This window comes from Flavobacterium sp. C3NV, assembly GCF_046825355.2.
GTDB lineage: Bacteria > Bacteroidota > Bacteroidia > Flavobacteriales > Flavobacteriaceae > Flavobacterium.
Genome location: NZ_JBKQBJ020000005.1, coordinates 134,018 through 158,966 on the forward strand (window position 1 = coordinate 134,018; position 24,949 = coordinate 158,966).

Sequence of the window (24,949 nt, forward strand, 5' to 3'; positions counted from 1 at the left end):
ATTTAGCAGATTTAGCAGATTTTTTTTTCTAATTTTTAATCTGCCCGATCTGCTTTATCTGCGAGAGAATTTTTTAGAGCTTTCCATAAAAAAAATCAGTGAAAATCAGTTTAATCCGTTAAAACCCGTGGCCCAACCACTTTTTACAAATTCAATACAAAATCATTCAGTAATTTCTCTTCGTATTTTTCTTTGTTGAAAGTATACAAGTAAGATCCTTTTCGGGAAGACTGCATATCTTTTTCATCCAGTTTATTCAGGATTTCTAAAGAATTAATCTTGCTGATAAAATTACGTTTGTCTAATTCTTTACTCAAAATAGCTTCGTATAATTCTAACAACTGACGCATGGTAAACTTTTCAGGCAACAATTCAAAACCAATTGGTTTGATCGAAGTTCTGTAACGAAGTCTTTTAATGGCGTTTTGTACCATTTCGTTATGGTCAAAGATTAAATGAGGCGCATCGGTAATACTAAACCATTGTGCATGATAATTTTTAATAAGCTCAGCATTATGATTTTCGATATTAATCAAGGCATAATAAGATACAGAGATAGTTCTTTCGACAGGATCACGATCGATTTCGCTGTAAGCATATAGTTGCTCCATATAAATATCGTTTAAACCTGTATACGTATTTAAGATTCTGATTGCAGCATCATCAAGTACTTCATCTCGTTTTAAAAAACCTCCAATCAAAGACCATTTTCCCTTTTCAGGTTCAAAGTCTCTCTTGATCAAAAGGATTTTCAACCCTTCACTGTCGAATCCAAAAATGATACAATCTACTGCTAATAAGACTTTATCTGCAGAACTATAACTGTTTAGCATATTCAATTTTTTATTGGTAAATATATAAACTTCCTAATACGTTTCATAATTTATTAATGTAGTTTTTACACTTAATAAATTCATCTTTTAAAGAAGTTCAATAATGAGTTTTTTACAGTCAAATTTAGATCACAATTTATCTTTTTCAATCGTTTTCGGAACAAAAAAGGTTTGATTTTATCAAAAAACTATCTGTCTGTCGAATTTTAAAAGAGCCTAAACAGGATTTTATTTACAAAAATAACAAAATTTTAGGCTTTAAATCGCTATTAAATAACTCATTTATGAAATTTTGCGGTATCTCCTTTTTTTGAGTAAAAAGTTGCTTTTTTATAAAAAGTGTTGATTTTACACAAATTACAGTTCAAAAACGCTCTTTTTTTGAAATAATGTCAATTTTTAAATGTTGATTTCACACTTAATTTATCATATGCGTTTTTTTTACCTCCTTTTTTTGCCATATTAATTTGTTTTTAAGCTTTTTTTTTAGTTAAATTTACAAATGTAAAATTAACACTTATAATTATACGCTAACCAACTTAAACTAACCAGTATGATAACAAACCAAAAATTATTTTTTTATTGCAATTTTTTATTGCCAAAAAAAGAATGGCTTTTAGCATTACTTATGCTATTATTTTCCGTTAATCAAATGTCGGCTCAAGACAAAGTGATTACCGGAGTTGTTACTTCGGCGCAGGACAAATTGCCATTGCCGGGAGTAAACATTTTGATAAAAGGAACCAAAACAGTTTCGACAACAGGTTTTGATGGAGAATACTCGATTAAAGCATCTCCAAACGATGTTTTGGTCTTTTCATTTATTGGATTTCAAAATCAGGAATTAACGGTAGGAAATCAAACTAAAGTAAATGCTGTATTAGGTGAAGACACCAACAAATTAAATGAAGTAGTCGTAATTGGTTACGGAACACAAAAGAAATCTGACTTAACAGGATCTGTAAGTGTTGTAAATATGGAATCGGCTAAAAAAACCGTAACATATGATGCTGCAAAAATGCTTCAGGGGCAGGTTCCGGGAGTTACAGTACAATCATCTGGTGAGCCGGGCGGTTTTGTAAATGTAAAAATTAGAGGTATAACTTCGTTTACCAACAACAATCCTCTTTTTGTTATTGATGGTATTATGGTTGATGCTCCAAATGATTTTGCACCGGGAGAAATTGAATCTATGCAGGTGCTTAAAGATGCATCATCTGCAGCTATTTATGGTGTTCGTGGAGCAAATGGAGTAGTGATTATTACAACTAAAAAAGGTAAAGCAGGTAAAACAGACGTTAAATTCAAATCTATCGTAGGACTTCAGAATGTTTCTAAAAGATGGGATGTAACAGATCGTTTGGGTTACCAACAAATTACCAGTGAAGCCGAAAGAAACAGAGACATTAGAGCAGGAGTTCCTGTAAATATTGCTCCCGGAAATAATCCGGCAAGTTCATCCTACATTTCAAATGTCGATACAGACTGGCAAAAAGAATCGATGAAAACGGGTGTAGTACAAAATCAGGCGCTAACATTTTCAGGCGGTGCAGAAAATATTGCGTACAGCTTTAATGTTGATTATTTCAAAAACACAAGCTACTTAAAAACGCCACAAGATTACGAAAGGCTGTCAACGAATTTGAATTTGAATGGTAAAAAAGGAAAATTCAAATACGGGGCAAAAATTGCCTACACACAATCTGATAAGGAAATTTTTAACGAATATAATGCCGGACAAACCTTTATCAGTGATATGTTGGGTGCTGTACCAACAATGCCTGTTTACGATGCCAACAGATTAGGTGGTTACGGTGGAACAGATAACCTGACACAAAGAGCGATCTCAATGAACCCTATTGGATATAATAATTTGATCACTAACAATGGTAAAAGAAACCGTTTTGTTGGAGATATCTGGGGAGAAATTGAAATTGTTAAAGGTCTTAAATACAAATTGGATGTAAGTTATGACAGAACAGATTGGGAAAACAGAAAATTTATACCGCCAAGTGATTTAGGATGGTACTACATTACTACAAACGATGAAGCTTCTTTAGATACAGAAACGGGTAATGAGCTAAGAACGTTCTGGAATAATTTACTGACTTACGAAATTACACTAGGAAAACACAAAATTGATGCTCTTGCAGGATTGATTCAGGAAAAAAGAGATTATCACAGATATAATTCAAGAGGTGTTGGTTATACCCCGGGAGAAATTCCAATGCTTCAGTTTGCAGATGCAAGAAATGCGAGCGAATATAAATTTACCATTACAGGAATATCATACATCAGCAGATTAAATTATTCTTATGATGACAGGTATTTGCTACAGGCTAATTTCAGACAAGACAAGACATCTCTTTTTAGCGAGATCAACAATTCTGCAAACTTCTACTCTTTTTCAGGAGGCTGGAAAATTAGTAACGAAAAGTTTTTGCATTTACCAACATGGGTGAGCAATATTAAACTTAGAGGAGGTTACGGTACAATAGGAAATAATACAATTCCGCAATACTTCTTTGCTTCTACAGTAAACAGTTTTGCGAGTTATGATTTCAACAACGAGCTTGCTCCTGGAACAACTGTGGTTGCAGCACTTGACCCTAATGTACACTGGGAAAAAACAACCAGTAAAAACATAGCATTAGAATTAGGATTTTTTGATAATGACTTGCAATTTACAGGAGAGTACTTTATAAAAAAAGTTACAGACATGTTGGTTAATGTTCCTTTACCTTATTCTAATGGTGCTTTCCCGGCGAGTATTTTTACTAATGCAGGTGATATGCAAAATAAAGGTTTTGAGTTTGCAGCATCATACAGTAATCATCATCGTAAATTTAAATACGATATCTCAGCCAATTTTGGAACTTTAAAGAATGTAGTAACTAAAATTGGAGTAAACGGAAACCCTCTTTACGGAGCAGTTTCAAAAACAGAATTAGGAAGATCTGTAGGAGAACTTTATGCTTGGGAAGCTGTTGGTATTTTTCAAAACGCAGCCGAAGTTGCCGCTTCTCCAACACAAACAGGTGCAGCTCCCGGAGATGTGAAATTTAGAGATGTAAACGGAGACGGAATTATTACAGATGCTGACAGAACTTTTCAGGGAGTATCGATTCCTAAATATGGTTTTGGATTGAATTTTAGCGCATCATATGAAAATTTCGATTTCTCGATGTTTTGGCAAGGTAGCGGAGGTAACAAAGTTTTCAATGCAATGTACCGTAACTTAATGACAGGACAATACGGAAACCATAGTACAGATGAACTAAATTATTGGACAACAACTAATACGAATACAAATGTTCCGGCACCAGTAATTGGTGATCCAAATGGAAATAACAGAGATTCTAACAGATTCATTCAAAGTGGTGATTATGTGAGATTGCAAACAATGGAGTTGGGTTTCAATATTCCGTTGAAAGACAAATTTATCCAAAAAGCAAGAGTATATGTTAATGGTCAAAATTTATGGACTATTACCAAATATACAGGATATGATCCGGACTTTAATAGTGACGGATTGCTTTCAAGAGGATATGATGCAGGATCTTTCCCAAATCCAAGAACTATTTCTTTAGGAGTAGAGGTAAATTTCTAAACCGGTTTAACCAATTAAAAACGTATTAAAATGAAATATAAAATATATAACTATATAGCGATTTTCTTTTCACTGGCTGTTGTAACAACAAGCTGTGTTGAAAATGAAGATTTGACCCAAATTGACCCAAATAATAATGCAGTAGATTCATTTTGGAAAACAGATCAGGATGCCATTGAAGGTGTAAATGCTGCTTACGGAAGTTTATTGACAGATGGAACGTACATGAGAAGTACGCCATTATTATTAGACGCAAGATCAGATGATGCACGTACCAATAGCCCTTGGGGTTCTATGTACAATGCAGGTCACTTTAACTCGAATGTTGCCGATGCATCAATTTACGGATGGGCTTTTGAAACGTATTATCAGGGAATTTACCGTGCCAACCAGGTTTTAACAAATGTACCGGAAATTGGTTTTCAGGATCAGGCGCTTAAAAACAGAATCTTAGGACAAGCTTATTTCTTAAGAGGATTATTTTTATTTCATGCCGTGAACTTGTTCAAAAATGTACCGGTACCAACAGAACTGGCAGTATATTATCCGCAAAAAACAGAAGCAGAAGGCTGGGCTCAGGTTATTGCTGACTTTAAAGCGGCTGCCGATTTATTACCAGTTTCTTATGATAATATTTCAGGGATAGACGGAGGTCAAAAAGGACGTGCTACAAAAGGTGCTGCCTTAGGATATTTAGGAAAAGCCTACTTATTTAATAAAGATTTTGCTAATGCTAAAACGGCTTTCAGACAAGTTATCGATTTAGGAGTGTACTCCTTAGTAGCAAACTACCGCGATAACTTTACAACTGCTAATGAAAACAATTCTGAATCACTTTTTGAAGTACAATTTAGCAGAGAAGCCGGAGGAGTTGATTTAGGTTGGGGCGGAGCTCCAGCTTCAGGTTGGGGAAAAACTTCGGCTCGCGCCATTACTTATGCACCAAGAGCTTTTGGATGGACAGACGTTCAGCCTTCGTGGGCACTATTTAATGAATTTCACGATGAGAAAACAACAACAGGAGATCTTGATCCTCGTTTAGATGCTACTATATTTTATAATAAACCAGGCGGAATGAAATTGTACGGAAAAGATTTTGCCACTTTTTATGCTAAAAGTCCTGGAGATTTAAATGACATCTTTTGTAGAAAATACCAAAATTCTGACGGAGAATTTGCAGACGAATACGACTGGCGTTCCGGAATCAATGAGCGTTTATTAAGATATGCAGATATTCTTTTAATGTATGCCGAAACTTTAAACGAAACAGGTGATACTCCCGGAGCATACGGATACATTCAGATGGTAAGAAACAGAGTGGGTCTTCCGGATTTAGCAACAGTAAAACCAAATATGTCGCAAGCTCAAATGAGAGAACAAATAGGTCACGAAAGATTCCTGGAGTTTCCTCTTGAAGGACACCGTTTTGATGATATTCGTCGTTGGGGATGGTTGCAGGATGCAACAAAACTAGCATGGTTAAAATCGAGAGATGCAGAGTTTAATTCGTACACACCAGGAAGAGAATTTTATCCAATTCCGCAATTAGAAATGGATAATAATCCTGGAACAACACAGAATGACAGTTATTAAGTTTTAAGTTTTAAGTTTTCAGTCGCAGTTCACAGTCTCAGTTTAAACTGAAAACTGTGACTGCGAACTGAGACTAAAAAAAGATTTTATTTTGAATTAGTTAGAATACCTAATATCATGTAAGGGCCTAAAAATCTTTACATGATATTATCTTAAAAACAGAAATTGAGATTGCAGAGATATAATAATTACACCTTAACTAAAATTATAACCAATGAAAACAATTACAAGTTTAGTTTTATTAGCAGTATTATTAGCAAGTTGCCAAAATGAAGATCTTATAAATTCTTCAAATGAGGACGCAGCCGCGGTTGTAGACACTCAGAATTCTCAAGTAAAAAACCTAACAGCCAAAACCGTTACAGGAACAGTTCCGTCACACGATCCAAGTACTATTGTAAAAAGTGGCGTAAACTATTATGTATTTACAACAGGAGATAATATACCCATGACATATTCAACAAATTTAACAAGCTGGACTTGGGGAACATCAGTATTTACTTCGACTCCAGGTTGGATCACAGGATATGTACCCGGTTTTGTAAAAACATTTTGGGCGCCAGATGTTGCCTGGTTCAATAATCGATGGAATATGTATTATTCATGCTCCACTTTTGGTTCCGCAACATCAGCAATTGGGTTGGTAACTGCTCCGGCAATAAGTGCTTCGGCAGGAACAACCTGGACAGATAGAGGCGTCGTGGTTTCATCTTCATCATCTTCAGATGTGAATGCAATTGATCCTTCAATTTTAGTAGACGGAAGCAACGTTTATATGGCGTATGGTTCCTGGCATGCCGGAATTGGAGTCATCCAGATTAATCCTTCAACAGGAAAAACGACAGGAAGCAAAACGATTGTTGCCGGCGGAAGCAGTGCGAGTTGGGAAGCACCTTGTTTAATAAAAGAAGGAAGTTATTACTATATGTTCGTAAACAGAGGTAGCTGCTGTAACGGCGTAAACAGTACATACTATATTGTAGTAGGCCGTTCAACAAGTCCGTTTGGACCTTATGTTGATAAAAACGGAGTCAATTTAAAGAATGGCGGCGGAACAACAGTTTTAGCAACACAAGGAAATTATATCGGACCAGGTCATTTATCCAGAATTGTTGGAACTCAAAAAGGATCAGTTCATTATTATGATGGAGCCGACAGCGGAAATCCAAAACTCGAAATTGTATATTTTACATGGTCATCAGGATGGCCATCACTTTCTTATTAAAAATACTATTTAGAGGAAAGTTTCACGAAGCTTTCCTCTTTATAACTTATAAAAACACATTATGAAAAAAATACTTTTAAGCACATTTCTTTTTACTCTTTTCAGTCAGGTTAATTTTGCTCAAAATCAAACGACAGTTGTTACTATAAAAAATAACGCTGATGCTCCAACAATCGATAAAAACATTTACGGGCATTTTGCAGAACATTTAGGACGTTCTATTTATGGAGGTTTTTTTGTGGGAGACACATCAAAAATTCCAAATACGAAAGGAGTTAGAAATGACATTGTTAAAGCTTTAAAAGAATTAAAAATTCCAAATTTAAGATGGCCTGGCGGATGTTTTGCCGATACCTACCATTGGAAAGACGGAATTGGACCACAACAGGAAAGACCAACAATTGTAAACAAATGGTGGGGTGGCGTAACCGAAGATAATAGTTTCGGGACACACGATTTCCTTAATATGTGCGAACTTCTTGGAGCAGAACCTTATTTGTCAGGGAATGTGGGCAGCGGAACCGTTCAGGAATTGTCTGATTGGGTTCAATACACCAACTTCAGCGGCAAAAGTCCGATGAGTGATTTGCGTAAAAAGAACGGAAGAACAGAACCTTGGAAAGTAAAATTTTGGGGAATTGGAAATGAAGCCTGGGGATGCGGAGGAAATATGACAGCAGAATATTATGCTAATGAATACCGCAAATACGCCACTTTCATGTCAGATTGGGAAAACACTGGCGGAATTACCCGCATCGCATCAGGATCCAACAGTGCTGATTATAATTGGACAGAAGTTTTAATGAAAAACATTCCGATCAATATGTTGGGCGGAGTTGGAGTGCATCACTATGCTGTTATCGATTGGGGTAAAAAAGGCGACGGTGTAAACTTTACCGAAGACGGCTATTTCCATACCATGCAATCCGCTTTAAAAATGGAAGAATTGGTGACCAAACATGCTGCGATAATGGACAAATACGATCCGGAGAAAAAAGTAGCCATGATTGTAGACGAATGGGGAGCCTGGTACGAAGTAGAAAAAGGATCAAATCCCGGGTTTTTATACCAACAAAATACCATGAGAGATGCAGTTTTGGCCGGAGCAACGCTTAACATCTTCAACAATCATGCTGACAGGGTTCGTATGGCAAACTTAGCGCAATGTGTAAACGTTTTGCAAGCGGTAATCCTTACTGATAAAGCAAAAATGATTACAACACCAACGTACCATGTTATGAAATTGTACAGTGTTCATCAGGATGCTAAATTATTACCAATAAGTTTTCAATCACCATTATATACTTTCAACGGAGAATCACTTCCGGCAGTTTCTGCTTCGGCATCAAAAGACAAAAGCGGATTGGTTCATATTTCTTTAGTAAATGTAGATGCTAAGAATAAAAATAAAATAGAAATAGATGTCAATAACCTGGGCGTGAAAAATTTCACGGGAACTATTATAACATCAGCTAAGTTACAGGATTATAATTCATTCGATACTCCAAACAAAATTGTACCAACAGTTTTTAAAGGTTTCGAAAATAAAAAAGGAAAATTAGAAATCACAATTCCTCCTTTCTCGGTAGTAGTGTTAGAAGGAAAATAACAAGCTAAAAAAATGAAAAAATCAAAACATATAATAAAAATAGCCTCGTACTTAGGGCTGCTTTTATTTGTTTTTGCTGCAGTGAGCTGTTCAAAAGATGATCCTGCAACAAATGAAAATCCTGATCCGCCAGTGGTTGTTGATCCTCCGGTAGTGACGCCCGCTTTTCCGGGACCAACTTACGCAGATAATTATACGGCATTATCCAGCTGGGGAAGCCGAGCACAATGGAATCTTGCCAATGTTCACGATCCATCGGTAGAAAAATCAGGAGAATATTATTATATGTACCAAACAGATGCTTCTTACGGGAACGCAACAGATGGTCATGGACATTTTTTTTACAGAAGATCGAAAGATTTAATCAACTGGGAATTTATGGGATCGTCAATGACCGAAGCTCCGGCTTGGGTAAAAGATTCTTTAAACAATAAAAGAGCCAGAATGTCTCCTGCTTTGCCACCTATTACAAATCCAAATTATGGATATTGGGCGCCTTGTGTTAGAAAAGTGGGCAATATTTACAGAATGTATTACAGTATTGTGGTAACGAATCCTATTGTAGGAACAGATACCAATACTTCCTGGACAGAACGCGCTTTCATTGGCTTAGCCGAAACAACTGATTTAGCATCTAACAATTGGGTCGATAAAGGAATGGTCGTTTGCTCTGAACCTGATGGCGTAAAAAGCTACGTTCGAAACGGAGGAAACGATTGGGATGCCTATTTTAAATTCAACGCCATTGATCCAAGTTTTATTCAGACACCGGAAGGCGATCAGTATTTAATTTACGGATCCTGGCATTCCGGAATTGCCGCTTTAAAACTGAATCCAACAACCGGAAAACCGGATAAATTAAAAACAATTGACGATTACGGAGTACGAATTGCAGGACGCGGAAACGTAAATACAAACCGTTGGCAAGCACTCGAAGGACCGGAAATTATTTATAATCCGGACACTCAATATTATTATTTGTTCCTGGCTTATGACGAATTATCAGTTGCGTATAATACACGTGTCGCGCGTTCAAAAAATATCTTGGGACCTTACCAAACCATCACAGGAACCAGTATTACAAACGGAGCCGATTGTTTCCCGATGTTGACTCATCCCTATTCTTTTAAAAATCATACAGGTTGGGTTGGAATTTCACATTGCGGAATTTTCCAAAATCCCGAAACCAAACAATGGTATTACGCATCGCAGGCACGTTTGCCCGAAGGAGTTCCGGGAATTGCAGTTTCGAATGCCGTAATGATGGGACACGTTCGAGGTATTCAATGGACAGAAGACGGATGGCCGGTTGTAGAAGCAGAACGTTATGCAGGCGTACCGGCAACAACGATTTCTGAAGCTAGTTTCATTGGAACATGGGAACAAATAACGATGAATTATCAATACAAAACCATTCAAAAATCAGTAACACTTTATTTAACCGCCGATAAAAAAGTAAGCGGAGATGCAAATGGAACATGGTCTTATGACAGCGCAAAAAAAATCTTAACTGTAAATGGAGTAAAATGCAATGTAACGGATGCTTGGGATTGGGAATCGGCTACAAGAAAAGTGACTTTGAGTTATTCCGGTTTAACGTCAACAGGATTACCGGTTTGGGGCAAGAAAATTAATTAAATCCCAATTTTTTTAAATTCCAAATTCCAAACTTAAATTTTTTCAAACACATAGAAACATAGCTTAACAAATCGTATAAGATGTTTCACTTCAAATAAATCGCATAGCTATGTGTATTAAAACTAAGTGAAACGCCTTTTTCAACACAAAAAATTCTATGTCTCTATGTGTTAAAATAAAAGCCACAGATTAAAGGATTAAAAGGATTAAAAATCTGCCTGATCTGCAAAATCTGCGAGAAAATATAATGTGTAAAATAATCATAATGAAAAATATAGTATCACTTTTAGTTTTGCTTGCCTTCTGTCAAACAGTTCAAAGCCAAATTGATCCAACAAAATTCAACAACCCCATTATAAAAGATCAATATACAGGAGATCCTGCGGCATTGGTTTACAAAGACAAAGTCTATTTGTATGCGGGTCATGACGAAGCTCCAAACGATTTTAATTTTTATAAAATGAACGAATGGGTAGTATATTCTTCTTCAGATATGAAAAAATGGGAATCACATCCTGTACCCTTAAAAGCCAGTGATTTTGCATGGGCGAAAGGTGATGCATGGGCTTCGCAGGTAATTGAGAGAAACGGAAAATTTTATTGGTATGTAACTGTCGAGCATGGTTCAGTACACGGAAAATCAATTGGAGTTGCTGTTTCTGACAGTCCAACAGGACCTTTTAAAGATGCTTTAGGAAAAGCCATAATTACAAATGACATGACCAAATTTAGCGATATAAGCTGGGACGATATCGATCCAACGGTTTATATCGATACGAATGGACAAGCTTATTTGTTTTGGGGAAATACCGCTTGTCATTATGCCAAATTAAAAGAAAATATGATTGAAATCGACGGACCAATTCACCATATCGATTTGCCACATTATACAGAAGCACCGTGGATTCACAAACATAAAAACTGGTATTATTTATCATACGCCTATGAGTTTCCGGAGAAGATTGCCTACGCCATGAGTAAATCCATTACAGGCCCGTGGGAATTTAAAGGAATCTTAAACGAATTAGCTGGAAACAGTAACACAAACCATCAATCGATAATTGATTTTAAAGGGCAATCGTATTTCATTTATCACAACGGAGCATCACAACCCAACGGAGGAAGTTTCAGAAGATCAGTTTGTGTAGACAAATTATATTACAATAAAGACGGAACAATGAAACGCGTCGTAATGACATCTGAGGGAATTCAGTAATTTTTAGTTTTCAGTCGCAGTCACAGTTTTCAGGGCAAAGGGTTACTTTCTTATATGATCTAGAAAAGTCACAGTTTTCAGCCAAAACTTAAATTTTCTTATATCACTTATATGGTGAAAAAAAATATCAAAACATGAAATTTTACAATAACATAAAATATGCACTTTCTGTACTAATGATGCTGACAGCTTCAGTTTCATTTGCGCAGGAAATTGTCGTGCACGATCCGGTTGTCATTAAACAAAAAGACACCTATTATTTGTATTGTACCGGAAACGGAATCAGTGTTTTTAGTTCGAAAGATTTAAAAAACTGGAATAAAGAACCACAAGTTTTTGCAGAAAAACCAGTATGGGCAGATGGCGTTGCAGCCGATTTTAAAAACCACATTTGGGCGCCGGATATTTCATTGCATAACAATGTATATTATCTGTATTATTCGGTTTCGGCTTTCGCCAAAAATACATCGGCGATTGGCGTGGCGACCAATACGACATTAGATCCAAAAGACAAAAAATACAAATGGGTCGATCAGGGAATCGTGATTCAATCGCAACCTAACCGCGATATGTGGAACGCCATTGACCCGAATTTAATCTTCGATGAAAACAATACTCCGTGGTTGTCTTTTGGTTCTTTTTGGGAAGGATTGAAACTGGTTAAACTAAATCCAGATTTAAAATCGATTGCGCAACCTCAGGAATGGCACACGATTTCGAAACGTAAAAGAACTTTCGAATTACCAGATTCAGACCCGGGTGATGGTGCGCTTGAAGCTCCTTTTATCTTTAAGAAAAACGGTTATTACTATCAATTTCTTTCCTGGGATTTATGCTGTCGCGGAGAAAAAAGCACTTATAAAGTCGTTGTTGGAAGATCTAAAAATGTAACCGGACCTTACGTAGATAAAGACGGAAAATCTTTAAATGAAGGCGGCGGAAGTATCGTAGTTCAGGGCGATGAAAATTACTTTGGCGTAGGCCATAACAGCGCTTATACGTTTGACGGAAAAGATTATATTTTTTATCATGCCTATGAAAAGAAAACCAACGGAACGCCAAGATTGGTAGTTAAAGAAATGCTTTGGGACAATGACTTATGGCCCGTTTTAAAATAGAATACAAAAAAATAATGAAAAAATATACCTTCCATATTCTGACGATTTGTATGTCGCTTTTAATTTTGATTTCCTGTAAAGAAACCAAAAATAATGTGGTACAAACTAGCGATAAAACTTCTGCTTTAAAAGCAGGTTATGAAATAGAACCGGTCAACATTCAAAATGTAAAACTGACCGATTCTTTTTGGTTGCCTATTATTAAAAGAGTGCAGGAAATTACGATTGCATACGCCATTCAGAAATGTAATGAAGAAGGCCGATTTGAGAATTTCTTAATCGCCGGAAAACAAAAAACAGGAACAGTAAGAGGCGAAATGCCATTTGACGATACCGATGTTTATAAGATAATCGAAGGTGCTTCGAATACTTTAATCAGCGCACCAAATCCAAAACTTGAAAAGGTATTAGATTCGTTGATTGCAATCGTAAAAATTGGTCAGGAAAAAGATGGATATCTTACAACGTGGAGAACTATAAATCCGGCAAAACCGCCAGCGCCCTGGGTTCCGGTTATCGAAGGAAAACGTTGGGAATCATTACAAATTAGTCATGAATGCTACAATGCAGGACATTTGATCGAAGCTGCTGTAGTGCATTATGAAGCCACAGGAAAAACAAATTTCCTTGAAATCGCAATCAAAAATGCCGATTTATTAGTGAAAACTTTTGGCGATGGCCCAGGTCAGGTAAAAGGTGTTCCGGGACATCAAATTGTAGAAACGGGTTTGATTAAATTATACCAAATTACCGGAAAAGAAGACTATCTAAAATTAGCAAAATATTATTTAGATAATCGCGGAAACCCGAATAATCATAAATTATATGGTGAATATGCACAAGATCATATTCCGGTTGTGCAGCAAAACGAAGTAGTGGGTCATGCCGTAAGAGCCGTTTACATGTACGCAGGAATGACGGATATTGCTGCCATGACAAAAGACAAAGCCTATACGGATGCTGTAAATAATTTATGGAATAATATGGTCAATAAGAAAATGTACATCACTGGCGGAATTGGTTCAAGACACGACGGAGAAGCTTTTGGAGACAATTATGAATTGCCAAACTTAACGGCATACAACGAAACCTGTGCTGCCATTGGAGATGTATATTGGAATCACAGATTACATAATTTATATGGCAAATCAGAATATTTTGATGTGATCGAAAGAACGATGTACAACGGATTAATCTCCGGAATTTCATTAGACGGAAAACAATTTTTCTATCCAAATGCCTTAGAATCTGATGGTGTTTTTAAATCAAACAGAGGTTCATGCACACGTCAGGCCTGGTTTGATTGTTCTTGCTGTCCGACGAATTTAATTCGATTTATTCCTTCTATTCCGGGATTAATTTATTCAAAATCAAAAGATGTTTTGTATGTGAATTTATACGCATCAAACAACGCTTCTTTCGCTTTAGCGAAAACCGATTTACAAATCTCACAACAAACCGGATATCCCTGGAACGGAAAAGTAGCAATCTCGGTTAATCCGAAAAAAGAAAGCCAATTCACGATCAAACTGAGAGTTCCGGGTTGGGCACGAAATGAAGTTTTACCAGGCGATTTATATTCTTATAAAAAAGCTTCAACTCAAAAAGCAACAATCAATTTAAACGGAGAAGTTTTAGCAATTCAGCCACAAGACGGTTATTTCACCATTACAAGAAATTGGAAAAAAGGAGATAAAATCAATCTTAATTTCCCAATGGAAGTTCAGGAAGTTCAAACCAATGCTAAAGTGGCAAGCAATAAAGACAAAGTTTCTTTAGAATACGGACCAATCGTTTATGCTGTTGAAGAAGCTGATAATAAAACCAATTTCGACAAAATAAATGTAGCCGCCGGAGATACTTTCAAAGTACAAAAAGATCCTAATTTATTGCAAGGTGTAAATGTGATTGAAAATTCAAAATTCAAAGCGATTCCATATTACAGTTGGTCAAACAGAGGCGTTGGAAAAATGAAAGTTTGGTTGGATTATAAGAATTGAGAATATAGAAGAAAGAGAAAAGAGAATAGAACAAAGAATCAAGAGGCAAGAATCAAGATAATGTCGCAGATGATAGGATAAAAAAGATTTAAAAAAGTTCCGGAGGAACGATTCATATTGTAGAGACGGATTTCAATCCGTCAGACGCATAACATAAAAAAATCTGCTCAATCTGCCAAATCTGCGTGAAAAAATATTTAAACACATAGAAACATAGATTTTAGAAATTGAATAAAAGATAGTTTAATACAAATCTAGATTTGCACACATAGTCCCGAAGCTTCGGAATGAATTTTAGTAAAATGAAATGCCTTTTATAAGAAATCAAAGCTATGTTTCTATATGTTTAAACTGTCAAAGTATAGAAAATAAAATCTGCTCAGATCTGCAAAAATCTGCGTGAAACAAAAAAATAAAAATCCGTTTTATCCGCGTCATCCGCGTGCCATAAAACACATTTAAATACAATAAAAATGAAGTCCAATTTAATTACCAAAATTACCCTTTGTGGTTTATTGCTTAACGGCATTTATGCCTCAGCACAAAAAAACAATCTTCAGGTAGACGCTGCAAAAACAGTGACGAAAATTCAGCCAACGATGTACGGAGTATTTTTTGAAGACATCAATTTTGCTGCCGATGGAGGTTTGTATGCCGAAATGATCAAGAACAGATCGTTCGAATTTCTGTTTCCAATGATGGGCTGGCAAGAACCCAACAGCGATCGTCATAAATTAAATCAGCAATCCGGAATTGCCACTGTAGTGCAGTATTCAAACCAAGGAACCAATCATAATTATTGCAGGGTTACTCTTAAAGATGCCAGCGGTTATGAATTGATCAATGAAGGTTTTAGAGGAATGGGAATTAAGAAAGGCCTCAAATACAATCTGTCCTTAAAAGCTTCAAAATTATCAGGAAATATTACTAAGATCAAGTTTCAATTTATAGATAAAGACAATAAAGTTTTAGGCGAAACTTCGATTGTTCCAACAGCAAAAGACTGGACAGATTATACTGCTCAGTTAATCTCTACAGCAACAGAAGCTAAGGCAAAACTAAAAATTACTTTTGAAGGAAACGGAGTTATCGATTTGGATAATATTTCGTTGTTTCCGGAAGATACCTGGAAAGGAAGAAAAAATGGGATGCGTAGTGATTTAGTACAATTATTATATGATTTGAAACCAGGATTTTTACGTTTTCCAGGCGGCTGTATCGTAGAAGGAAGAACTTTGGCAGAACGTTACCAATGGAAAAAATCGGTTGGAAAAGTGGAAGACAGAGAAACTGCCGTAAACCGCTGGAATATGGAATTTGCACATCGTCCGGCTCCGGATTATTTCCAGAGTTTTGGTTTAGGTTTCTTTGAATATTTTCAGCTTTCAGAAGATATTGGCGCTTCACCATTACCCATTTTAAGTTGCGGAATGGCGTGTCAGTTCAATACAGGAGAATTGGTTCCTATGGATCAATTAGATCCTTATGTTCAGGATGCTTTAGATTTAATTGAGTTCGCAAATGGCGATCAGACTACTGCCTGGGGAAAAGTGAGAGCCGATATGGGACATCCAAAACCATTCAATTTAAAACATATCGGAGTTGGAAATGAACAATGGGGCGCGGATTATATCGAGCGTTTCAAAGTATTTCAAAAAGCCATTAAAGATAAATATCCAAACATCATCATTGTTTCGGGAACAGGACCTTTTCCTGACGGAGATTATTTTGATTATGGAATGAAAGAACTTAAAAAACTAAACGCAGAAATCGTCGACGAACATTATTATAAAGATCCGGCTTGGTTCCGTAAAAATGTAACGCGTTACGACAATTACGACCGTAAAGGGCCAAAGATTTTTGCGGGGGAATATGCAGCACAAAGTGTAGCAATTGCAAGTCCGGATAATAAAAACAACTGGGAATGTGCTTTCTCTGAAGCCGCTTTTATGACCGGAATGGAACGTAATGCTGAGGTTGTTCATTTAACTTCTTACGCACCGTTGTTGGCTCACGTAGAAGGCTGGCAATGGACACCGGACATGATTTGGTTCAACAATTTACAATCGTACGGAACGCCAAATTATTATGTTCAGAAATTATTTTCTAATAATAAAGGAACCGATTTAATCAATATTACAAAAGAAGGAAAAGCAGTTACAGGACAAAACGATTTGTTTGCATCGGCAGTAAAAGATGTGAATTCTAAAGAAGTAATCCTAAAAATTGTCAACGCTTCAGCATCGGCACAAAATGCTTCAATAGATGTAAAAGGAGTAAAATTAGAGGCAAAAGGAACAGCAATAATCTTAAAAGGCGACGGAATAAATGATGAAAATTCTTTTGAATCCCCAACTAAAATTAGCCCAAAAGAAAGCGAATTTAAAGTAAACGGAAATAAGGTACAATATGATTTTCCTGCTTACTCAGTTACCGTTTTGAAGATAAAGATGAAATAATCGCAAGATAATAAATGTAAAATCAACGTTTGTTTTCTGTTTTGATTCTAAACGACTGTTTTGATGCATTATTTGCAAAAATTAAAAGGCTTATTTTTATTAAGTGTTTTTTGTACACTTATAAAATATTTATATTTATATTTGTCATTATTATAAAAAGAATTTCGAATGAAAAATTACGTTATAGGATTGGACTACGGAACAGATTCAGTTCGAGCGATGCTAATAGACACTGAAAATGGGCAAGAGCTGGCATCCAATGTTTCTCATTATAAAAGATGGAAAAACAAGCAATATTGTGATGCGGCTGCAAATCAGTTTCGTCAGCATCCATTAGACCATATTGAAGGTTTAGAAATCACCATTCAAACGGTTATAAAAGAAAGTAAAGTCGATCCTTCGCTGGTACGCGGAATTTGTATTGATACTACAGGATCTTCTCCGGTTCCTGTTACGAAAGAAGGAATTCCGTTGGCCCTGACAAAAGGTTTTGAGGAAAATCCGAATGCGATGATGGTACTTTGGAAAGATCATACTTCTATAAATGAAGCAAATGAAATCAACGAATTGGCTGTAAGCTGGGGCGGAGAAAACGTAACCAAATATGTAGGCGGAATTTATTCATCGGAATGGTTTTGGGCAAAAATTTTGCACATTGCAAGAGAAGATGAAGCGGTTCGAAATGCAGCGCATACCTGGATGGAGCACTGCGATTTAATGACTTATTTATTGATTGAAGATAAAGATTTAAAAACTTTTAAAAGAAGTCGTTGCGCAGCAGGTCATAAAGCAATGTGGCACGAAGACTGGAACGGACTTCCGCCAGTTGAATTCTTAGAAAAATTGCATCCGTATTTAGCAACACTTCGTGGTAATTTATACGATGAAACATATACATCAGATCTGGTTGCCGGAAATTTAAGCAAAGAATGGGCAGATCGTTTAGGACTTTCTACAGATACAGTTGTAGCCGTAGGAACTTTCGATGCACATTCAGGAGCTGTTGGAGCTAAGATTGGAGAAAATACTTTGGTTCGCGTTATGGGAACTTCGACTTGTGATATTTTAGTAGGTTCTTATGATGAAGTAGGAACAAAAACGGTGCGCGGAATTTGCGGACAAGTTGATGGTTCAGTAATTCCAGGCTTTATTGGTCTTGAAGCCGGACAATCTGCTTTTGGAGATTTATTGGCCTGGTACAAAGAATTATTGCTTTGGCCAACAGATCATTTATTGACTTCTTCAACAGTTTTAAATGACACTCAAAAAGAACAATTAAGAGAAGAATTCAGCGATAAATTAATTGTGGAATTGACTAAAGAAGCAGAGAAAATTCCGGTTTCAGATAGTCTTCCAATTGCTTTGGACTGGATCAACGGACGCAGAACTCCAGATGCCAATCAGGAATTAAAAAGCGCGATTTCAAATTTATCATTAGGAACAAAAGCACCTCATATTTTTAAAGCTTTGGTAAATGCTATTTGTTTTGGAGCGAAAAAAATCGTCGATCGTTTTGAAGAAGAAGGTGTAAAAATTGACAGCGTAATCGGGATTGGCGGTGTTGCTCGTAAATCACCTTTTATCATGCAGACTTTGGCAAACGTTTTAAACAAACCAATCAAAATTGCAGCCTCAGACCAAACTCCGGCTTTAGGAGCAGCGATTTATGCAGCAGTTGCAGCCGGAATTTATCCGAATGTAATCGAAGCAAGTCAAAAAATAGGAAGCGATTTCGACGGAGAATATTTCCCTCAATTAGATAAAGTAGCAGCATATCATAAATTACTTGTTGCATACGATCAATTAAGCGCTTTTGAAGATCCAACTATTAAAATTTCTCAACATGAGTTCTCTTTATAAAGATTTAAAACAGGAATGTTACGAAGCCAATATGCAATTGAACGCATTGAATTTGGTGGTATACACTTTTGGGAATGTAAGTGCGGTGGACAGAAAAAATGGTGTTTTTGCCATTAAACCAAGCGGCGTTCCGTATGAAGATTTAAAACCGGAAGATATTGTAATTGTCGATTTTGACAATAATATTATCGAAGGAACAATGCGTCCGTCATCAGACACCAAAACGCATGCTTATTTATATAAAAATTGGCTAAATATTGGAGGCGTTGCGCATACACATGCAACATATTCTGTAGCCTGGGCGCAATCACAAAGAGATATTCCAATTTTCGGGACCACGCATGCCGATCATTTAACGGCTGATATTCCGTGTGCGCCACCGATGGCAGATGCGCTTATCGAGGGAAACTACGAACACAATACGGGAATTCAGATTTTGGATTGTTTCAAAGAAAAAAATCTTTCTTACGAAGAAGTAGAAATGGTTTTAATTGGAAATCACGGTCCATTTGCATGGGGAAAAAACGCTGCAAAAGCGGTTTATAACAGCAAGGTTTTAGAAGTCGTAGCCGAAATGGCGTATCTGACTTTACAAATAAATCCAAACGCACCAAGATTAAAAGATTCCTTAATAAAGAAACATTACAACCGCAAACACGGAAAAGATTCGTATTACGGGCAATAATGATTTTAGATTTTAGAATGTAGATTTTAGATTAATCTGCAAAAACGATTAAACAGTTCAACAAATAAACGATTAAACATAATGATAGATATCTCTCAAAAAGAAGTATGGTTTGTAGTAGGAAGCCAGGAATTATATGGTGAAGAAACACTAAGAAAAGTAGCAGAACATTCGCAATTAATTGCAAAAGGATTAGACGCATCATCGAGTATTCCTGTAAAAGTGGTTTATAAAGATGTGGTAAAATCGCCTTCTCAAATTTTAGATGTATGTTTAGCGGCAAACACGGCTAAAAACTGTATCGGAATCATTGCCTGGATGCATACTTTTTCGCCAGCCAAAATGTGGATTGGCGGATTAAGCATTCTAAAGAAACCATTATGTCATTTACACACACAATACAATGCTGAAATTCCGTGGGGAACTATCGACATGGATTTCATGAACTTAAATCAATCGGCACACGGAGATCGTGAGTTTGGTTTTATCATGTCAAGAATGCGCAAGAAACGTAAAGTAGTTGTTGGACATTGGGAGGATCCTCGCGTTTTAAACAAATTGGGAGTTTGGACAAGAGTAGCTTTAGGTTGGGATGAACTTCAAAACTTAAAAGTGGCCCGTATTGGAGACAATATGCGTGAAGTTGCCGTTACAGAAGGTGATAAAGTAGAAGCTCAGATTCGTTTCGGAATGTCGGTAAACGGATATGATTCATCTGATGTGACCAAACATATCGAGAAAGTTACAGACAAACAATTGAATGATTTATTGGCAGTTTACGAATCTTCTTATTCTCTAACCGATTCATTAAAAGAAGGCGGAGCACAAAGAAGTTCATTAGTAGAAGCAGCAAAAATAGAATTAGGTTTAAGAGCTTTCCTTGAAGAAGGAGGTTTTGGAGCTTTTACAGATACATTTGAAAACCTTGGAGTTTGGAAACAATTGCCTGGAATTGCAACACAAAGATTAATGGCCGATGGTTATGGTTTTGGTGGAGAAGGCGATTGGAAAACGGCTGCAATGGTTCGTGCCTTAAAAGTAATGAACGTAGGTCTTGAAGGAGGAACATCTTTCATGGAAGATTACACCTATCATTTTACACCGCAAAAATCATACGTTTTAGGTTCTCACATGTTAGAAATTTGCCCATCAATTGCAGATGCAAAACCTTCTTGCGAAGTACATCCGTTAGGAATTGGAGGTAAAGAAGATCCTGCACGTTTGGTATTTAATTCACCTGCGGGAGACGCAATCAATGTTTCGTTGGTTGATATGGGGAATCGTTTCCGTTTGATTGTAAACGAAGTTGAAGCGATTAAACCATTGGCAGATTTACCAAAATTACCAGTTGCCAGAGTTTTATGGGATTGTAAACCAAACCTTGATATCGCAGCAACAGCCTGGATTCTTGCCGGAGGAGCGCATCATACCGTATATAGTCAAGCGATTACAACTGAATATATGGAAGATTTTGCAGATATCGCCGGAATCGAATTATTGGTTATTGACGAAAAAACAACCGTAAGAGACTTTAAAGACAAGATCAATGCGAACGAAGCTTATTATCATTTGTTTCAACACGGATTGTAGGCTGAGGTACTAAGATTCTAAGTTGCTTAGGTTCTAAGTTTTTGTTACTTTTAACTTGTTAAGGTAATAAATTCACTTTTTGAAAATAGAACACTGATAAAACGGATTTGCTAACGCAAAAGCGCAGATGAAAACGGATTTTAGATATTAAAAATCTGTGTAAATCGGCGTCTTCGTGAAACGAATCTGTTTAATCCGCGTCAAAATATAGCGTTTTTTATTACGCCTAGCAGATTACTTTTAACATCTAACATTTCACAATAACCACAAAATTATCATTTATGAATGTATTAAAACGTTGCGTTTTCGGAATGAGCCTTTTGAGTTTGGCTTTGGTTTCAGTTCAATGCAAAAGCGATAAAAAAACAGATACTACAACAGTTTCTCCAGATGAAAAAGCTGCGGTTACTATCGAAAAATCAGAATACGGAACCACTGCAAAAGGAGAAAAGGTTGACAGTTATAAACTGAAAAACCAAAATGGGATGGAAGTTGACATCATCACTTTTGGAGGAAGAATTACAGATTTGAAAGTACCGAATAAAGATGGTGTTTCTGAAAATGTAGTGATCGGTTTTAGTTCTTTGGCACAATATGAAAAAGAAAATCCATTTTTTGGAGCTTTGATTGGAAGATACGGAAACCGAATTGCGAAAGGAAAATTTAAGTTAGACGAAAAAGAATATCAATTAGCAATCAATAATGCGCCAAATGCTTTGCATGGAGGACCGCAAGGATTTTTTAATGTGGTTTGGAAAGCCGATGAGGTAAAATCAGGAAGTACAGCTTCTTTAAAATTATCTTATTTAAGTAAGGATTTAGAAGAAGGTTATCCAGGAAACCTGCAAGTTTTTGTTACTTATACATTGACAAATGATAATCAGTTAGAAGTATTGTATGAAGCAACTACAGATAAAAAGACAGTTGTAAATCTTACGCAACATTCTTATTTCAATTTATCTGGAGATTTTACAAAAACAATCTTGGATCATGAATTGACTTTGAATGCTGATAAATTAGTTCCGGTTGATGCGACTTTAATTCCAACAGGAAAATTAGAAGATGTTGCCAATACACCTTTCGATTTTAGAACTCCAAAACTAATTGGAAAAGACATCGAAGTGAAAAACGAACAATTAGAAAGAGGAAAAGGTTACGATCATTGCTGGGTATTGAACAATCCTGAAAAAGGAAAAACAATCATTGCAAAAGTATACCACGCAGCAAGCGGAAGAGTGATGGAAATGACAACCGATGAACCTGGAATTCAGTTTTACTCAGGAAATTTCCTTGACGGAACTTTGCCAACACCTAAGGGCGGAACATTTGCTCACAGAACCGGACTTTGTTTAGAAACAGAACATTATCCAGATTCTCCAAACCAGAAAAATTTCCCAACAACGGTTTTAAACCCGGGAGAAAATTATAAAACTAAAACTACTTTTAAATTCTCAGTGAAGAAATAGTTTTAGAAATCTGTTTATTAGTTTAGTAATTTTAAAAAACCTCGGAAGTTATGCTTTCGAGGTTTTTTTATTTGTAACTTGAATGTAATTAAAGTAAGTTTTTTAAAATCGCGCAAAGTCGCAAAGTCGCAAAGCCGCAAAGTTTTTTGAGCTTTTTTAATTTTCTTTGCGTCTCTGCGGCTTTGCGCGATTAATTCATTTACAGCTTATAAAATTCTTAATTTAGCAAGAGCAAACGAAAACAAAATGAAACATCTATTCAAAGCAGAATTAAATTGGACTTCAACCAAAAAGGAAGAAGAAACAACGTCAAAGTTTTACAGTAAAAGCCATCAAATAAAAATCGAAGGGAAACCTGTTTTAGATATCTCGGCAGCCAAAGCATTCAAAGGTGATCCGGAATTATACAATCCCGAAGATTTATTGTTGAGCAGTTTAGTTTCCTGCCACATGATGTCCTATTTATATGTATGCTCTCAAAACGGAATAGAAGTTCTCGAATATTCAGACAATGCCGAAGCCACGCTTGAAGTCTCTGATAACGGAAGCGGCCGTTTTACAGAAGTGCGATTAAAACCAAAAGTAAAAATCTCAAATCCAGACCAAATTGAACTTGCTTTAAATTTACATTTTAAAGCAAATCAGTTATGCTTTATTGCGAACTCTTGTAATTTTACTGTTTTGCATGAGGCGAGTTGTGAAATTTTTACCATATAAGTTATATAAGTAAATTATGAAAGAAGGAATTAATTCAAGAGAAAAATATAATAAGTGTTTATTAAATGATGCTGAAAAGAAAGCGATTGATGAAGCTTTAGAAGATGTTGAAAATGGAAGAATGCAATCACATAAAGATGTTGTGGAAGAAACGAAAAAACGTTTTCATCATTTGTTTAATAGATAATTAATGAGTTGAACCATGTGGCATGACGGGCAAATAGAGGGTTTATGGATATAAAAGAAGTAAACAAATTTCTTATTCAATTTAATAGTAGTTTTAAAATCAAAGAATGGTGTTTTGAAAAAACAATTTATATTGAAGATTTTAAAGATTATAAATTTTATAATAGAGAGATTTACCATGAAGAATATGATGTGCCGATAGGAAAAGTTATTGGAACGGATCATATTGATTATATTGGCAAAAGATGGATTGATCTTTTAGGGAATATGAAAAGATTTAATTCAGATTGGAATAAAATTAATTTTTTGGAATTTACTAAAACTCCTGAATTTTATAATGGCTACAGTTACGCTAAATATGGTGATGCATTTTTTGTGACACAAGGAAATCATAGAAATTGCGAGGCAAAATTTAGCGAGTTGAAATCGGTAAGAGTACCAATTACTGAATATATATTGGATGTAGAGATGTTAGAAAATTGGAACTTTTTAAATGACGAAAGATTTCTACCAGTAATAAACAATGGTCATTATGGAGTATATTATCGAACTTTAAGCTGGACAATTATAATTAACCAGGAAAGTGTTTTATTTCACGATTTTGAAGCTGTAAAAAAGTTTATTACTCATTATCGAGAAATGAAATTAACGATACAAGAGTTATGCTATTTCTTCTTTGCGAACAAAGGTTTGTTGTTTAATAAAAACAATATTGAACTATATTATAGAGTTTCGGATAATTACAATCAATTAAATAAGTTAATTATAGATCATAAAGAATTCTTTGATCTATGAAGGAAGAGAACCTTATAAAACCAAAAAAACCTCTTCTTTCGAAGAGGTTTTTGTACCCGGAGCCGGAGTCGAACCGGCACGGTTTCCCACAGGTGTTTGAGACCAGCGCGTCTACCAATTCCGCCATCCGGGCTTAGCAGACGAAAAAACAATCAAATAAATCGATCATTTCAACGCAATAAAATAAGTTAATTATGATGTCATAACTGTGCTTATTTCTTTAACACGGTGCAAATGTAAAAAATAAAATTAAATGTTCTACTAAAAATACTTAAATTTTTCCTTTCAGTGTCCAATAAATTTTCTAAATTTGCACCTCGTTAAAACGAAGTACACACAACTAACTACA

The 24,949-nt window shown here is 35.9% G+C and carries 17 protein-coding genes and 1 tRNA gene; 16 read left to right on the top strand and 2 right to left on the bottom strand.

What is annotated here, in order from left to right; all coding sequences use genetic code 11:
* Window positions 1-143: 143 nt before the first annotated feature.
* On the bottom strand, window positions 144-833 hold the full coding sequence (locus ACIDC4_RS09240; RefSeq protein ID WP_230034243.1) for an NUDIX hydrolase: 690 nt from the start codon (window positions 831-833) through the stop codon (window positions 144-146).
* Window positions 834-1,485: 652 nt separating this feature from the next.
* Here ACIDC4_RS09240 and ACIDC4_RS09245 point away from each other — a divergent pair.
* The 16 genes from ACIDC4_RS09245 (at window position 1,486) to ACIDC4_RS09320 (ending at window position 24,600) form a co-directional block, all read left to right on the top strand.
* Complete coding sequence (locus ACIDC4_RS09245; RefSeq protein WP_488381136.1) at window positions 1,486-4,443, top strand: SusC/RagA family TonB-linked outer membrane protein; 2,958 nt, start codon at window positions 1,486-1,488, stop codon at window positions 4,441-4,443.
* Between the two features lie 30 nt (window positions 4,444-4,473).
* Window positions 4,474-6,036 carry a RagB/SusD family nutrient uptake outer membrane protein gene (locus ACIDC4_RS09250; protein ID WP_412042767.1) on the top strand — a complete coding sequence of 521 codons (1,563 nt, stop codon included), beginning with the start codon at window positions 4,474-4,476 and terminating at the stop codon, window positions 6,034-6,036.
* 214 nt (window positions 6,037-6,250) lie between these two features.
* A complete protein-coding gene (locus tag ACIDC4_RS09255) occupies window positions 6,251-7,261 on the top strand; it encodes an arabinan endo-1,5-alpha-L-arabinosidase (protein WP_412042766.1) in 1,011 nt (336 codons plus the stop codon).
* A gap of 61 nt (window positions 7,262-7,322) precedes the next feature.
* On the top strand, window positions 7,323-8,870 hold the full coding sequence (locus ACIDC4_RS09260) for an alpha-N-arabinofuranosidase (protein WP_412042765.1): 1,548 nt from the start codon (window positions 7,323-7,325) through the stop codon (window positions 8,868-8,870).
* A gap of 12 nt (window positions 8,871-8,882) precedes the next feature.
* Entirely contained in the window at window positions 8,883-10,508 is a 1,626-nt protein-coding gene (locus ACIDC4_RS09265) for an arabinan endo-1,5-alpha-L-arabinosidase (RefSeq protein WP_412042764.1), read from the top strand.
* A gap of 265 nt (window positions 10,509-10,773) precedes the next feature.
* Window positions 10,774-11,724 (top strand): glycoside hydrolase family 43 protein, encoded by a 951-nt coding sequence (locus ACIDC4_RS09270; RefSeq protein WP_412042763.1) that lies wholly within the window; start codon window positions 10,774-10,776, stop codon window positions 11,722-11,724.
* Between the two features lie 134 nt (window positions 11,725-11,858).
* The gene (locus ACIDC4_RS09275; protein WP_412042762.1) at window positions 11,859-12,842 is read left to right on the top strand and encodes an arabinan endo-1,5-alpha-L-arabinosidase; all 984 of its coding nucleotides are present in this window, start codon (window positions 11,859-11,861) and stop codon (window positions 12,840-12,842) included.
* A gap of 14 nt (window positions 12,843-12,856) precedes the next feature.
* Window positions 12,857-14,842, top strand: coding sequence for a glycoside hydrolase family 127 protein (locus ACIDC4_RS09280; protein ID WP_412042761.1), 1,986 nt, complete (start codon window positions 12,857-12,859; stop codon window positions 14,840-14,842).
* Window positions 14,843-15,315: 473 nt separating this feature from the next.
* On the top strand, window positions 15,316-17,301 hold the full coding sequence (locus tag ACIDC4_RS09285) for an alpha-L-arabinofuranosidase C-terminal domain-containing protein (protein ID WP_412042760.1): 1,986 nt from the start codon (window positions 15,316-15,318) through the stop codon (window positions 17,299-17,301).
* 168 nt (window positions 17,302-17,469) lie between these two features.
* Window positions 17,470-19,161, top strand: a complete 1,692-nt coding sequence (locus tag ACIDC4_RS09290) for a ribulokinase (RefSeq protein WP_412042759.1) — start codon at window positions 17,470-17,472, stop codon at window positions 19,159-19,161.
* Window positions 19,145-19,846, top strand: a complete 702-nt coding sequence (locus ACIDC4_RS09295; protein WP_412042758.1) for an L-ribulose-5-phosphate 4-epimerase — start codon at window positions 19,145-19,147, stop codon at window positions 19,844-19,846. Before ACIDC4_RS09290 ends, ACIDC4_RS09295 begins: the two co-directional genes overlap by 17 nt.
* Window positions 19,847-19,927: 81 nt before the next feature.
* Window positions 19,928-21,436 carry an L-arabinose isomerase gene (araA, locus tag ACIDC4_RS09300; RefSeq protein WP_412042757.1) on the top strand — a complete coding sequence of 503 codons (1,509 nt, stop codon included), beginning with the start codon at window positions 19,928-19,930 and terminating at the stop codon, window positions 21,434-21,436.
* 281 nt (window positions 21,437-21,717) lie between these two features.
* Complete coding sequence (locus tag ACIDC4_RS09305; RefSeq protein ID WP_412042756.1) at window positions 21,718-22,902, top strand: aldose epimerase family protein; 1,185 nt, start codon at window positions 21,718-21,720, stop codon at window positions 22,900-22,902.
* A gap of 246 nt (window positions 22,903-23,148) precedes the next feature.
* Window positions 23,149-23,619 (top strand): OsmC family protein, encoded by a 471-nt coding sequence (locus ACIDC4_RS09310; protein ID WP_412042755.1) that lies wholly within the window; start codon window positions 23,149-23,151, stop codon window positions 23,617-23,619.
* A gap of 16 nt (window positions 23,620-23,635) precedes the next feature.
* Window positions 23,636-23,806 carry a hypothetical protein gene (locus ACIDC4_RS09315; RefSeq protein WP_412042754.1) on the top strand — a complete coding sequence of 57 codons (171 nt, stop codon included), beginning with the start codon at window positions 23,636-23,638 and terminating at the stop codon, window positions 23,804-23,806.
* Window positions 23,807-23,850: 44 nt separating this feature from the next.
* A complete protein-coding gene (locus ACIDC4_RS09320; RefSeq protein WP_412042753.1) occupies window positions 23,851-24,600 on the top strand; it encodes a hypothetical protein in 750 nt (249 codons plus the stop codon).
* Window positions 24,601-24,653: 53 nt separating this feature from the next.
* On the opposite strand, the gene ACIDC4_RS09325 is transcribed toward ACIDC4_RS09320, so the two are convergent.
* A tRNA-Leu gene (locus tag ACIDC4_RS09325) sits at window positions 24,654-24,733 on the bottom strand.
* Window positions 24,734-24,949: the final 216 nt, after the last annotated feature.